Annotated in this window: 18 protein-coding genes; 11 read left to right on the top strand and 7 right to left on the bottom strand. The window is 60.2% G+C overall.

Annotated features, from left to right (window positions below; translation table 11 throughout):
* Positions 1-42 precede the first annotated feature (42 nt).
* Both AC3ISI_RS10110 and ggt read right to left on the bottom strand, forming a co-directional pair.
* Positions 43-576 (bottom strand): cysteine hydrolase family protein, encoded by a 534-nt coding sequence (locus tag AC3ISI_RS10110; RefSeq protein WP_489336748.1) that lies wholly within the window; start codon positions 574-576, stop codon positions 43-45.
* 67 nt (positions 577-643) lie between these two features.
* Entirely contained in the window at positions 644-2,371 is a 1,728-nt protein-coding gene (gene ggt, locus AC3ISI_RS10105; protein ID WP_489336746.1) for a gamma-glutamyltransferase, read from the bottom strand.
* 131 nt (positions 2,372-2,502) lie between these two features.
* On the opposite strand from ggt, the gene AC3ISI_RS10100 reads away from it, so the two are divergent.
* The gene (locus AC3ISI_RS10100) at positions 2,503-3,018 is read left to right on the top strand and encodes a methylated-DNA--[protein]-cysteine S-methyltransferase (RefSeq protein WP_489336745.1); all 516 of its coding nucleotides are present in this window, start codon (positions 2,503-2,505) and stop codon (positions 3,016-3,018) included.
* 7 nt (positions 3,019-3,025) lie between these two features.
* Here AC3ISI_RS10100 and AC3ISI_RS10095 read toward each other — a convergent pair whose 3' ends face one another.
* Together AC3ISI_RS10095 and AC3ISI_RS10090 are read right to left on the bottom strand one after the other, a co-directional pair.
* Complete coding sequence (locus AC3ISI_RS10095; protein WP_489336744.1) at positions 3,026-3,619, bottom strand: NUDIX domain-containing protein; 594 nt, start codon at positions 3,617-3,619, stop codon at positions 3,026-3,028.
* 74 nt (positions 3,620-3,693) lie between these two features.
* On the bottom strand, positions 3,694-4,131 hold the full coding sequence (locus tag AC3ISI_RS10090) for a hemerythrin domain-containing protein (RefSeq protein ID WP_489336743.1): 438 nt from the start codon (positions 4,129-4,131) through the stop codon (positions 3,694-3,696).
* A gap of 146 nt (positions 4,132-4,277) precedes the next feature.
* Here AC3ISI_RS10090 and AC3ISI_RS10085 point away from each other — a divergent pair, with 146 nt between their 5' ends.
* Entirely contained in the window at positions 4,278-4,703 is a 426-nt protein-coding gene (locus AC3ISI_RS10085; protein WP_489336742.1) for a GNAT family N-acetyltransferase, read from the top strand.
* Positions 4,704-4,830: 127 nt separating this feature from the next.
* Here AC3ISI_RS10085 and AC3ISI_RS10080 read toward each other — a convergent pair whose 3' ends face one another.
* A complete protein-coding gene (locus tag AC3ISI_RS10080; RefSeq protein WP_489336741.1) occupies positions 4,831-5,181 on the bottom strand; it encodes a hypothetical protein in 351 nt (116 codons plus the stop codon).
* Between the two features lie 150 nt (positions 5,182-5,331).
* Between AC3ISI_RS10080 and AC3ISI_RS10075 the strand changes: the two genes are divergently transcribed.
* The 9 genes from AC3ISI_RS10075 to AC3ISI_RS10035 all read left to right on the top strand — a co-directional run bounded on the left by AC3ISI_RS10075 (position 5,332) and on the right by AC3ISI_RS10035 (position 10,260).
* Complete coding sequence (locus tag AC3ISI_RS10075) at positions 5,332-5,580, top strand: hypothetical protein (RefSeq protein ID WP_027925145.1); 249 nt, start codon at positions 5,332-5,334, stop codon at positions 5,578-5,580.
* Positions 5,581-5,600: 20 nt separating this feature from the next.
* On the top strand, positions 5,601-5,930 hold the full coding sequence (locus AC3ISI_RS10070) for a DUF6388 family protein (protein WP_489336740.1): 330 nt from the start codon (positions 5,601-5,603) through the stop codon (positions 5,928-5,930).
* Between the two features lie 25 nt (positions 5,931-5,955).
* The gene (locus AC3ISI_RS10065) at positions 5,956-6,660 is read left to right on the top strand and encodes a YoaK family protein (RefSeq protein ID WP_489336738.1); all 705 of its coding nucleotides are present in this window, start codon (positions 5,956-5,958) and stop codon (positions 6,658-6,660) included.
* A 127-nt stretch (positions 6,661-6,787) separates the two neighbouring features.
* Positions 6,788-7,180, top strand: a complete 393-nt coding sequence (gene tusD / locus AC3ISI_RS10060) for a sulfurtransferase complex subunit TusD (RefSeq protein WP_489337690.1) — start codon at positions 6,788-6,790, stop codon at positions 7,178-7,180.
* 1 nt (position 7,181) lies between these two features.
* Positions 7,182-7,544, top strand: a complete 363-nt coding sequence (tusC, locus tag AC3ISI_RS10055) for a sulfurtransferase complex subunit TusC (protein WP_489336737.1) — start codon at positions 7,182-7,184, stop codon at positions 7,542-7,544.
* Complete coding sequence (tusB, locus tag AC3ISI_RS10050) at positions 7,544-7,837, top strand: sulfurtransferase complex subunit TusB (RefSeq protein ID WP_489336736.1); 294 nt, start codon at positions 7,544-7,546, stop codon at positions 7,835-7,837. Before tusC ends, tusB begins: the two co-directional genes overlap by 1 nt.
* Positions 7,834-8,169 carry a TusE/DsrC/DsvC family sulfur relay protein gene (locus AC3ISI_RS10045; protein ID WP_489336735.1) on the top strand — a complete coding sequence of 112 codons (336 nt, stop codon included), beginning with the start codon at positions 7,834-7,836 and terminating at the stop codon, positions 8,167-8,169. The genes tusB and AC3ISI_RS10045 overlap by 4 nt, the downstream gene beginning before the upstream one ends.
* Complete coding sequence (locus AC3ISI_RS10040; RefSeq protein ID WP_489336733.1) at positions 8,166-9,167, top strand: glycosyl transferase family protein; 1,002 nt, start codon at positions 8,166-8,168, stop codon at positions 9,165-9,167. Before AC3ISI_RS10045 ends, AC3ISI_RS10040 begins: the two co-directional genes overlap by 4 nt.
* Positions 9,168-9,258: 91 nt before the next feature.
* On the top strand, positions 9,259-10,260 hold the full coding sequence (locus AC3ISI_RS10035) for a glutathione S-transferase family protein (protein WP_489336732.1): 1,002 nt from the start codon (positions 9,259-9,261) through the stop codon (positions 10,258-10,260).
* Positions 10,261-10,376: 116 nt separating this feature from the next.
* On the opposite strand, the gene cysG is transcribed toward AC3ISI_RS10035, so the two are convergent.
* Together cysG and serS are read right to left on the bottom strand one after the other, a co-directional pair.
* Positions 10,377-11,771 carry a siroheme synthase CysG gene (gene cysG / locus AC3ISI_RS10030; RefSeq protein ID WP_489336731.1) on the bottom strand — a complete coding sequence of 465 codons (1,395 nt, stop codon included), beginning with the start codon at positions 11,769-11,771 and terminating at the stop codon, positions 10,377-10,379.
* Entirely contained in the window at positions 11,772-13,052 is a 1,281-nt protein-coding gene (gene serS, locus AC3ISI_RS10025; RefSeq protein ID WP_489336730.1) for a serine--tRNA ligase, read from the bottom strand.
* Between the last annotated feature and the right edge of the window lie 13 nt (positions 13,053-13,065).

Below are 13,065 nucleotides of genomic sequence, written 5' to 3'. Positions count from 1 at the left end.
ATCATTTCATGACAATTTATGTCCGTTGATCCGGCAGTCGTTTCAGATGCGGATTTCCCCCGCAGGCATGACGTCAATCCGCGCCACTGAACCGGTCAGGTGCGCCAAATCCTTGTTGTACTCGGTGATGATGTCTTCGGCGCTAAGGTTGCCGTTGTCGACGGTGGAGTGCGCGTCCGACGCCAGCACCACGTCGTACCCCAGTTTCAGCGCCTGGCGCACGGTCGCGTTTACGCAGTAGTCGGTTTGCAGCCCGCAGATGATCAGGCGCTCGAATTCATCTCTCGGCAGCTGGTTTTCCAAGTGGGTCTGGTAGAACGAATCCGGGGTGGTTTTGCGTACGCGGATATCTTCGGGGGCGGTTTCCAGCGCTTCGGCCAGTTGCCAGCCAGCGGTGTCGTGCACCAGAGGACCGTCCGCGTCTTCGTGCTGGATGAACACGACCGGAATCCCGGCTATCCGGGCTCTGATGCTCAGGTGATTGATGTTCTCGATGACACGGTTGATCTCAAAGCACTCATCCTCGCCAGCGCAGAGCGCCTGCTGGACGTCGATGATTAACAGCGCAGAGGCCATGATCCGCTCCTTGAAAATCAGTGAATCAGGGGACGAAAATAGACCCGTCCCCTTTCAAACTCAACCCTTAGTAGCCGAGCGACAACCCGGTGTTTCGACGAGGGTCGTTGGCGCCGTAGAAGCAGTTTTTGCCGACCGGTTTACCTTCCAGTGAAGGCGCGCCGACCATGATCGCCGCGACGTGGTTGGCATCCTGTGGCCCGGCAAATTTATGCCCCCAGCTTTCGAGGATCTTCACCGTGTCCGGACTGCTGGTGAAGGTCTCCAGGTTGGTTTCTTCCGGCAACCACTGCTGATGGAAACGCGGCGCGTCCACCGCTTCCTGGATGTTCATGCCATAGTCGATCGCGTTGAGCATGGTCAGCAAGGTGGCGGTGATGATACGACTGCCGCCGGGGGTGCCGAGGACCATCACCACCTTGCCGTCCTTGGTGACGATGGTCGGGCTCATCGACGATAGCGGCGCTTTGCCGGGAGCGATGGCGTTGGCCTCCCCTTGCACCAGGCCGTACATGTTCGGCACACCGACTTTCGAGGTGAAGTCGTCCATTTCATCGTTGAGGATGACCCCGGTTTTACTGGCCATGACACCGGCGCCAAACCAGTCGTTGAGGGTGTAGGTCATCGACACCGCATTCCCCCATTTGTCGACGATGGAGAAGTGCGTGGTGTTGCTGCCCTCATGCGGTGCTACGCCGGGTTTGATGTCGCGGGACACGCCGGCCTTTTGCGGTTGGATAGCGGCGCGCAGTTGGGTGGCGTAGTTTTTGTCCAGCAGGTGCGCGATCGGATTTTTCACGAAGTCCGGGTCGCCGAGGTAGCTGTTGCGGTCCACATACGCGTGACGCATGGCTTCGATCTGATAGTGCATGCCTTGGGCCGAGTGGTAGCCCAGGTCTTTGATCGGGTAGCCTTCGAGGATGTTCATGATCTCGCAGATCACCACCCCGCCGGAGCTTGGCGGCGGTGCCGAGACCACGTGGTAGCCACGGTAATCGCACTCAATCGGCGCCAGTTCGCGGGTTTTGTATTTGTCGAGGTCGGCCTGGGTGATGATGCCTTTGTTGGCCTGACTGGAGGTGACGATGGCGTCGGCGACCCAGCCTTTATAGAACCCGTCGGCGCCCTTCGCGGAAATTTCCCGCAGGGTCTTGGCCAGATCCTTCTGCACCAGTTTTTGCCCGACCTGCATCGGCTCGCCATTGCTCAGGAAAATCGCGCCCGAGTCTTTCATGTCTTTCTTGAACACGTCGGTGGCGTAGTCCAGCAAATCGACATCGCCCTGCTCCAGGACAAAACCGTCTTCGGCCAGTTTGATCGCCGGGGCGATCACTTCCTTGCGTGGTTTGGTGCCGTACTTGGACAGGGCCAACTCCATGCCGGACACAGTTCCTGGCACGCCGACGGCCAAGTGGCCACGGGTACTGAGGTCTGGAACGACATTGCCTTCTTTATCGAGGTACATGTTGGCGGTGGCGGCCAGCGGTGCTTTTTCACGGAAATCGAGGAAGGTCTTGCGCCCGTCCGCCAACTGAATGGTCATGAAACCGCCGCCACCCAGGTTACCCGCCGCGGGATACACCACCGCCAGCGCATAAGCCACCGCGACGCCGGCATCGACAGCGTTGCCGCCGTTCTTTAACACATCGACCCCCACCTGGGAGGCCAGATGCTGGGCCGTGACCACCATGCCGTTTTCGGCCGCGACGGGGGCCACGGAGGCGGCGTAGGCAGTCAGGCAGCTGAGCGCCAAGGAAGTCGCGATGAGCGATTTGGCAAAAGGTTCGTACTTCATGAGTCGGTCTCTTTTTTGTTTTCGGGCTCGGTTCAAAAGCACAGGCAAGTATGGTCGGGATTGCGTATTGCGCCTCCCCGTCGAAGCAGTATGCTGAGCCCCTGTTCAGCCCTTCTGCGGAGACCGCCAGCATGACCTACACCTTCACCACCCTGGCGTCTCCGGTCGGCGAACTGAAGCTGGTGGCGAAAGATGCACGACTGGCAGCCATCCTCTGGGAAAACGACAAACCAAACCGGGTGCGGCTTGGCCCGATGCACGAAGCCCCGGACAACCCGATCCTGGTGCGCGCCGTTCAGCAGTTGCAGGAATACTTTGCCGGTACGCGAAATCGCTTCGAGCTGGAACTGGATTTTGCCGGGACAGACTTTCAGAAGAAGGTCTGGCAGGCCCTGCTGACCATCCCGTTCGGAGAGACACGCAGCTATAGCCAGATTGCCCAACAGATCGGCAATCCGAGCGCGGTGCGGGCGGTGGGCGCGGCGAATGGGAAGAACCCGATCTCGATTGTTGCACCCTGCCATCGGGTGATCGGCGCCTCGGGCAAGCTCACCGGGTTTGCCGGCGGGCTTGAAGCGAAAGAGCGGTTGCTGACGCTTGAAGGGTGCGAGTGGTCAGGTGTCGGCCGGATGGATGATCTGTTTTGAAGTGCGCTCAAGGCGCCGAGAAGATGTCCTTCATCGCCGCATATTGCAGGAGCATGATGGTCTTGGCGTCGCAGATCTCACCGCGGTAAAACGCCTCCAGTGCCTCGTCGAAGGCCCACTCCAGTACTTCCAGCTCCTCGGTCTCTTCTTCCAGCCCGCCGCCCTCGCTGACTTTCAATCCAGCGTCATATTCGGCGATGAAGAAGTGCAGCTTTTCGGTGACCGAACCCGGGCTCATATAGGACTCGAAGACCTTCTGCACATGGTGCACGCGATAGCCGGTTTCTTCTTCGGCCTCGGCGCGAATGCGTTCTTCGGGATCGGCACCCTCAAGCAACCCGGCCGCCACTTCGATCAGCAAACCATCATGACCGTTGACGAACACCGGCAGCCGAAACTGGCGTGTCAGCACAATGGTTTTCTTCGCGCGATTGAACAACAGAATCGCCACGCCGTTACCCCGGTCGTAGACCTCGCGGGTCTGGCGCTGCCAATCGCCGTTGTTGCGTTGATAGTCGAAGGTGATTTTCTTCAGCAGGTACCAGTCGTGGGACAACACCTGGGATTCGATGATGTTGACCCGTTCGGCTGTGTTCGCCATGACACCGTATCCTTTTTTTTCGTCGGAGTGGCCCATGGTAGGCGAAAACGAAAAAGCCCGGCATCCCCCCGAGTTCAGGACAGCTGAGCCTTGTATTCCTTTTCATATTGGCCGGCGAGTGCTTCTTTCTGCTTGTCATCGAGTAGCTTGCCGGCCATCTGGAAGAACTTCTGCTCTTCCTCCTCCAAGTGGTGATGCACTTTCTCGGTGAGTTTTTTCGCGGTCGCCAGCCAAGCCGGGCTGGACATATCGGTCTCGTCCAGTGCCTCCATCATTTCGTCCATTTCATGGTGTTCGGCGATGGCGTGGCGGCTCAGGTCGACGCCATTGTCGAACTCCATCAGCGGAATATAGAAATAGCGCTCTTCAGCGGTTTCATGGGCCTGCAGTTCGGACTTGAGCTGCTTGTAAGCTTCGACCCGTTCCGGGGTGTCACCACTGGTTTTGACCAGGGCTTTGGAATAGCTGCGTTGACGCTCGTGGCTTTCACGCAAGGCTTCGAAAATATTCACGGGGTGTCCTCGTTGGCCGCGTTCCGAAATGACGCTGTTTAGGCTAGACATCCGCGCGACTGCGACGGTTCCACTCGCGTCGGGGGGATAGAACAATCGCCGCGAGCGCGATAGGCTCCAGACTCATTGCCATAAGGATGTAGCTCATGACCCTGCGAATCGAACGCTCGCAAAACCCCACCGATGAAGAGCGCGAGGCCATCCTCACGCCGCTGCGCGCCTATAACGCGGCACAGGCCGGACCGTCGAATGCGCAACCACTGGCCTTGCTGGTGCGCGACGACAACGGCGAAATTCTCGGCGGGTTGTATGGCCGGTTTTTTTACCAGTGGTTGCTCATCGAATTGCTGTCCGTGCCCGAACAGGCCCGGGGACAGGGTCTGGGCTCGAAACTGATGCAGATGGCCGAGGATCTGGCGCGGGAAAAGGAATGCGTGGGGATCTGGCTGGACACCTTCGACTTTCAGGCGCCCGAGTTCTACAAACGGCTCGGCTACAGCGAATTGGGACAGATTGCCGACTACCCGCCGGGGCACAAGCGCTTTTTTTTCCAGAAACGCCTGATCAACTGATCAACACACAAAACCCTGTAGGAGCGGACTTGCCCGCGAAGGGGCCATCAGCTTCAACATAAACGTTGACTGACATACCGCTTTCGCGGGCAAGCCCGCGCCTACAGGGGTATGCGTCAGCCTTGGATTAGAGGCAAGTCGCCAACGCCGCCAAGCGGCGCTTGGCGACGAAGTCGTCATGCTGCGCGTAATAATTCAACACGGTGCCGGAAGCGTCGGTGGTCACGTCCACAAAGGATTCCGCCGACCGCGTGTAGACCGTCGAACCGCCATTTTTACCGGGCTGCAAATAGGCGGCAGCGTCCACACCGAACACCGCCTCGTCCTGCCAGGAAAACTGCACGCATTGGGCCACGACCAAATGCGGTTTGTCCGACTTCAGGGTTTTGTACGGGGTCTTGGTGCGAGCATCGTCCATCACCGAGCCCGCGCATCCCGCCAGCAACGTTACGGCCAGCGCCACCATCAGAATTCGCATTACGTTCGCTCATCAAGAAAAAGCGGACTTTATCACCGTGGCGCAGCGTTTCGTTCTGCTTTACTTCATTTATACCGCGACACCGCGTAACGATTCGCGCACCCTGTCGCGCCATAAACACCGTATCGCGCCTTTTTTCTGGAAACCCCAATGACACCCAACGCCGAATTCTACAAACCGACCCCTGAATACGCCGACAAGCTGATCAGCCAGATCGGCCAGACACCGTCCTGGATTGCCAAGCGCATTGGCGTCACCGACAAACGCATCCGTTACATCCTCGACGGCGAACGCACCGTCAAAGGCGAAACCACGCCGATCAAAATGACCTACACCGAGCAGTTCGCCCTCGAATGCCTGGCCGCAGCGGCCAAGGCCAGCAAGAAACAATCTTCTTAACCCGTGACCAAGGAGCGACCATGGCGGCAACCGATCAGCAACACGAACAGGCGCTGAAGAAGTTTCTCGATGAGCGCCCCGAACTGCGCCACGAACTCGACAACCTCAACCCGCTGCTGGCTCAGGCCAAGGGTGAAACCCCCGCGCAGTACCGCGACGAGCGACTGCACGAGGCGTTCGAAGCTGAAGCCGAACGCCAGGGGCTGTTCGCCTGGGAACTGACGCTGTTCCTGACGGCCGCCACACCTCAGGAATACGAGGCCCAGCGCCGGGAAGTACATATCGAAGTCGCAGAGATGGCCGCAATGGACTGGCTGGATTATTGCGAGTTGTACGGGATAGAACCCTAACCACTGCTCAAGGATGTCCTCGCCGATGCTGCCTTCCGCTTCGTCTACCCACGCCAGCCCTGGCCACCTGCACACGCAAAAGTGGCGTGGGCGCATCGGCATGACGCTGGTGGCCATGCTCTCGGTGCTCGCCGGCATGACCGACGCCATCGGCTTCATGGCCAGCGGCGATTTTGTCTCGTTCATGAGCGGCAACACCACCCGCCTCGCCGTCGCCATCAGCGTCGGCGACCTGGGGCTGACCGGGCGACTGCTACTGCTCGTGGCCACCTTCATCGTCGGCAATGCCTTCGGCATTATGGTCAGCCGCCTCGGCGGGCGGCGGGCGCTGCCGTTGATGCTGAGCATCGCCGCACTGCTGTGCGCCGCCGCGATCTGGCCGTTTGACGAACAACTGCCCGCACTGCTGGCCGCGATCATCGCCATGGGCATGCTCAACGCCGCTGTCGAGGAAGTGAACGGTCTGCCGGTCGGCCTGACCTATGTCACCGGCGCCCTGTCGCGCTTCGGACGCGGGCTGGGGCGCTGGCTGCTCGGCGAGCGGCGCAATGGCTGGCGGGTGCAACTAATCCCGTGGACAGGCATGTTTGCCGGGGCTGTCCTTGGAGCAGTGCTGGAGCATCATTTGGGGCTTCAGGCGTTGTTTGCCAGCGGGTTGCTGGCGGGGGTGCTGGGGGTGGTGTCGTTGAAGATTCCGCGGCGGTGGCAGTTGGGGTATATGCCTCGCTGAATTTTGTATTGACCATGCGGGCCCCTTCGCTGGCAAGCCAGCGAAGGCGGCCTGACAGACAACATCGATTTAGCCCCCCCGCCGATAAAGCTTTATCATGGCCGCAGTTTCGCTGATCGAGTCCGTCATGAAGTTCGCCATCGCAGTGTTTTCCGCCGCCCATGCGCCCTCCTCGCGCCGCGCCCTGTTGTTTGCCCAGGCTGCGCTGGCCGGTGGTCATGAGATTGTCCGGCTGTTTTTTTATCAGGACGGCATCTACAATGCCTCCGCCAGTGTGGTCACGCCGCAAGATGAACTGGACCTGCCCAAGCAATGGCGCGCGTTTGTCAGCGAGCATCAACTGGACGGCGTCGTGTGTATCGCCGCCGCCTTGCGCCGTGGTGTGTTGAACGAGGAAGAAGCCGGACGCTATCAGCGTGACGCTGTTGCCGTGGGCGCGCCGTGGGAATTGTCGGGGCTGGGTCAGTTGCACGACGCGGTGCAGGACGCTGACCGCCTGATCTGTTTCGGAGGCGCGTGAGATGCCTAAATCCTTGCTGATTATCAGCCGTCAGGCGCCATGGTCCGGCCCGAATGCGCGCGAAGCACTGGACATCGTGCTCGCCGGCGGCGCCTTCGATCTGCCCATCGGCCTGTTGTTTCTCGATGACGGCGTGTTTCAGCTCGCCGCGAAACAGGAAGCCAAAGCGCTGCAACAAAAAGACCTGAGCGCCAACCTGCAAGCCTTGCCGATGTTCGGTGTCGAGGAACTGTTCGTCTGCGCTGACAGTGCCGCAGAACGTGGGCTGGACCCTTCCGGTTTCTCGCTGGAAGAAGCCCGAGCGCTGACCGCCCACGACATCACCGCCCTTATTGACCGTTACGACCAGGTGATCACCCTCTGATGTCGACTTTGCATGTGTTGTCTCATTCCCCGTTCGGCGGCGATCGCCTGACCAGTTGCCTGCGCGTGATCGGCGCCAACGATGCGCTGCTACTGACCGGCGACGCGGTCTATGCCCTGCAGCCGGGTACCGCGCCTTTCAACGCGCTGAATACTCGCGGCCTGAAGCTGTTCGTACTGACCGAAGACGTTCAAGCCCGGTCCATTGAAGTGCCAGATTGGGCCAAGTCGATCGATTACCCGGCCTTCGTCGAGCTGTCGATTCACTACGACAAGGTCAACAGTTGGCTATGAATTCCCTGACTGTCGGCGCTCGCGCCATCGAGTTGGACAAGGACGGTTTCCTGGTTGAACTGAGCGACTGGTCCGCCGATGTGGCCAGCGCCCTGGCCGCCGCCGAAGACATCGAGTTGAGCCCTGAGCATTGGGAAATCCTCGAACTGCTGCGCCGTTTCTACGACGAATACCAGCTGTCGCCGGCCACCCGCCCGTTGATCAAATACACCGCGTTGAAGCTCGGCCCGGAAAAAGGTAACAGCCTGCACCTGAACCGACTGTTCAAAGGCACCCCTGCCAAACTCGCCGCGAAACTGGCGGGCCTGCCCAAACCGACGAATTGCTTATGACCGACTTTCCAGCACTGACCCTCGAAACACCCGCCGAGCACCCGTTCGCCCAGTTCGTGCGAATCCTCGGTAAAGGCAAACGTGGAGCCCGCGACCTGACCCGCGAAGAAGCACGCGACGCCATGGGCATGGTGCTCGACGACAAGGTCGAAGACACCCAGCTCGGCGCGTTTCTGATGTTGCTGCGCCACAAGGAAGAAAGCGCCGAGGAAATGGCCGGTTTTACTGAGGCCCTGCGTGAACGTTTGCAAGCTCCCACGTTAAATGTCGATCTGGACTGGCCGACGTATGCCGGCAAGAAGCGTCATCTGCCGTGGTACCTGCTGGCGGCCAAGTGCCTGGCGCAGAACGGCGTACGCATTTTCATGCATGGCGCCGGCGCCCACACGGCCGGACGGCTGTACAGCGAACAACTGCTGGAAGGACTTGGCATTCCGCTGTGCCGGAATTGGCAACAGGTGGGTGCGGCACTCGATAACGGCGGTCTGGCGTTCATGCCGTTGGTGGATTGGGCGCCGCAACTGCAGCGCATGATCGACCTGCGTAACACCTTGGGCCTGCGCTCTCCAATTCATTCCCTCACGCGCATCCTCAATCCGTTGGGGGCCCGTTGCGGACTGCAAAGTATTTTCCACCCCGGCTATCAGGCCGTGCACCGCGATGCCAGCGGCTTACTGGGCGATACGGCGATTGTGGTCAAAGGCGACGGCGGCGAGATCGAGATCAACCCGGACGCCGACAGCCACTTGTATGGCACCACCGGCGGAGAAAGTTGGGATGAGGAATGGCCGCAACGGTCGGCCCAGCGTCACGTCAAACCCGCCGCCCTCGACCCTGAGCACATGAAGGCGGTCTGGCGTGGTGACGTGGTCGACAGCTACCCGCAAATGGCCCTGATTTCGACCATGGCCTTGGCCCTGCGTGGGCTCGGTCAATCCCGTGATCAGGCGTTCGAAACCGCCCAGAAATACTGGGACGCTCGCGACAGATCGATTTAACCGATCATAACTGCCCAACCTTTGCGCTATTTGTTCGAACTCATGAGCATAGACTCCTCTCCAACGATTTAGGGTTTGAGGAGTCTTGATCATGGGTTTATTAGTCGAAGGCCACTGGCAGGACCAGTGGTACGAAAGCAGCAAAGACGGCGCGTTTCAGCGTGAGCAGGCACAGCGCCGCAACTGGGTGACCGCCGACGGCAAACCGGGCCTGACCGGTGTCGGTGGCTTTGCCGCTGAAGCCGGCCGCTATCACCTCTACGTGTCCCTTGCCTGTCCGTGGGCGCACCGCACACTGATCCTGCGCAAACTCAAAGGTCTCGAAAGCCTGATCGACGTGTCGGTGGTCAGTTGGCTGATGCTGGAAAACGGCTGGACCTTCGATCAGAGCCTCGGCTCCACCGGCGACAAACTCGATCACCTCGACTTCATGCACCAGCGCTACACCGCCGATACCGCCGACTACACCGGCCGCGTCACCGTACCGGTGCTGTGGGACAAACAACAGAATCGCATCGTCAACAATGAATCGGCAGAAATCATCCGCATGTTCAACAGCGCATTCGACGACCTGACCGGCAATGACCTGGACTTCTACCCAGCGCCACTGCGCAGTGAGATCGACGCGTTAAATGAGCGGATTTACCCGGCAGTAAACAACGGCGTTTATCGCGCCGGGTTTGCGACCTCGCAACACGCCTATGAAGAAGCGTTCGATGGACTGTTTGAAGAGCTGGATCGACTGGAGCAACTGTTAAGCGCCAATCGTTACCTGACCGGTGAATACCTGACCGAAGCGGACATTCGGCTGTTCACCACGTTGATTCGTTTTGACGCGGTGTACTACGGGCACTTCAAGTGCAACCTGCGGCGGATTGCCGATTATCCGAATCTGTCGAACTGGTTGCGCGAGATTTATCAGTGGCCGGGGATTGCCGAGACGGTGGATTTCGAGCACATCAAGAACCACTACTATGGCAGCCACAAGACCATCAACCCGACGGGAGTGGTGCCGAAAGGACCGGCGCAGGATTTCACCGCGGCGCATGATCGAGCACGGCTGAACGGGAAAGGAGTTTGGCGCAAGGCCTGAGGTTTGTGCTGGATTTGAAGGCCCCATCGCGAGCAGGCTCGCTCCCACATTGGATCTGTGTCGTTCACAAATCCCCTGTGGGAGCGAGCCTGCTCGCGATGGCGACAACTCGGTATTCAGACCTGCGCCTGAGCCCCTTCAAACCACGCCAATTTCTCGCGCAGTTGCACCACTTCCCCGACAATCACCAACGTCGGCGCATGCACTTCATGCTCCGCCACCAACCGTGGCAAATCCGCCAACGTGCCGGTAAACACCCGCTGATTGACCGTGGTGCCCTGCTGGATCAACGCCGCCGGGGTGTCTGCCCCACGACCGTGCTTGATCAACTGCTCGCAGATGATCGGCAAGCCCACCAGACCCATATAGAACACCAACGTCTGCGCCGGCGCGACCAGGTCGGCCCACGGCAGATCGGTGGAACCGTCCTTCAAATGTCCGGTGACAAACCGCACCGACTGCGCGTAATCGCGGTGGGTCAGCGGAATCCCGGCATACGCCGCGCAACCGCTGGCCGCCGTGATACCCGGCACCACCTGGAACGGGATGCCCTGGGCTGCCAGTTCTTCGATCTCTTCACCGCCGCGACCGAAGATGAACGGATCACCGCCCTTCAGCCGCACCACCCGCTTGCCCTGTTTGGCCAGGTCCACCAATTGCTGGTTGATCTGATCCTGCGGCACCGCGTGATCGGCGCGGCGTTTGCCGACATAGACCCGCTCGGCATCGCGACGGCACAACTCCAGAATGGCCGGAGCCACCAGGCGGTCATACAGCACCACATCGGCTTGCTGCATCAGGCGCAAGGCGCGGAACGTCAGCAGGTCGGGATCACCCGGCCCGGCCCCCACCAAGTAAACCTCGCCCGTGGCTTCCGGCGCCTTACCTTCGATTTTTACTTGCAGCAGACGCTCTGCTTCGGCGCCCTGCCCGGCCAGTTGCCGGTCGGCAATCGGGCCCTGGAACACATCTTCCCAGAACGCCCGGCGTTGCTGCACGTCCGGGAACAGACGTTTGACCTGGCCGCGAAAACGCGCAGCCAGACCGGCCAATTGGCCGTAGGTGGACGGTATCCAGGTTTCAATCTTGGCGCGGATCAATCGTGCCAGCACCGGCGCATCGCCGCCGCTGGACACTGCAATAATCAAGGGTGATCGATCGACAATGGCCGGAAAGATCACGCTGCACAGGGCCGGCGCGTCCACAACGTTGACCGGCACACAACGCCGATGGGCGTCGGCAGAGACTTGCGCGTTCAATGGCTCGTCGTCGGTGGCGGCAATGATCAGCCCGCAACCGTCCAGATCCGTCTCGGCATAACCGCGCAACAGGCACTCGCCACCGCTGCCGACCACCAATTCGCGCAGTTGCGGTTCGATTTCAGGTGTAACCACCCGCAGCAGCGCACCGGCGTCGGCCAGCAGGCGGGATTTGCGCAAGGCAATTTCCCCCCCACCGACAACCAACACACGACTGCCGCGCAGGTTGTGAAACAGCGGCAGATAGTTCATTTAGCCGATGACCTCAAGGCCACCCATGTACGGCTTCAGGACTTCAGGCACACGGATCGAACCGTCGGCCTGCTGATAGTTTTCCACCACGGCCACCAGGGTACGACCGACCGCCAGGCCGGAACCGTTCAAGGTGTGAACCAGCTCAGGCTTGCCGGTTTCCGGGTTACGGAAACGCGCTTGCATACGACGGGCCTGGAAATCGCCGCAGTTGGAGCACGACGAAATTTCGCGGTACTTGTCCTGGCTCGGGATCCACACTTCCAGGTCGTAAGTCTTGACCGCACTGAAGCCCATGTCGCCGGTGCATAGCGCCAGGGTGCGGTAAGGCAGCTCCAGCAGTTGCAGGACTTTCTCGGCGTTGGCGGTCAGGCCTTCCAGCGCTTCCATCGACGTCGATGGCTCAACGATCTGGACCATTTCGACTTTGTCGAACTGGTGCTGACGGATCATGCCGCGGGTGTCACGACCCGACGCGCCGGCTTCACTGCGGAAGCAGGGCGTGTGCGCAACGAACTTGATCGGCAGCAGCTTCGAATCGACGATTTCGCCGGCGACGATGTTGGTCAGCGACACTTCGGCAGTCGGGATCAGGTACAGATCAGCTTCGCCTTCACGAGCGATCTTGAACAGGTCTTCTTCGAACTTCGGCAGTTGACCGGTGCCTTGCAGCGCCGGGGCCTGGACCAGATAAGGCGTGTAAGCCTCTTCGTAGCCGTGCTCGGTGACGTGCAGGTTGATCATGAACTGCGCCAGGGCGCGGTGCAGACGGGCAATCGGGCCGCGCAACAGGGCGAAACGCGCGCCGGAGAGCTTGGCGGCGGTTTCGAAGTCCAGCCAGCCGAATTTCTCACCCAGGGCGACGTGGTCCTGAACCGGGAAATCGAACGCGGTCGGGGTGCCCCAGCGGCGCACTTCGACGTTGCCGTCTTCGTCATCGCCAATCGGCACCGATTCGTGCGGCAGGTTCGGAATGCCCAGCAGGATCGAGTCCAGATCGGTCTGGATGGCGTCCAGCTCGACTTTACCGGCGCTCAACTCGGTGGCCATGCGCTCGACGTCAGCCATCAGTGGCGCGATGTCTTCGCCGCGCTGCTTGGCCTGACCGATGGATTTGGAACGGGCATTACGTTCAGCCTGCAGTGCTTCAGTGCGGGTCTGGACGGTCTTGCGCTGTTCTTCCAGCGCTTCGATGCGCGCGACATCCAGCGTGTAGCCACGGGATGCCAGGCGGTCCGCTACGTCCTGAAGGTTGCTACGTAACAGTTTGGAATCGAGCATGTCGGTTTCTCGT

This window comes from Pseudomonas sp. GL_139_B (genome assembly GCF_057834475.1).
This window is presented reverse-complemented; position numbering and strand designations above follow the sequence as displayed.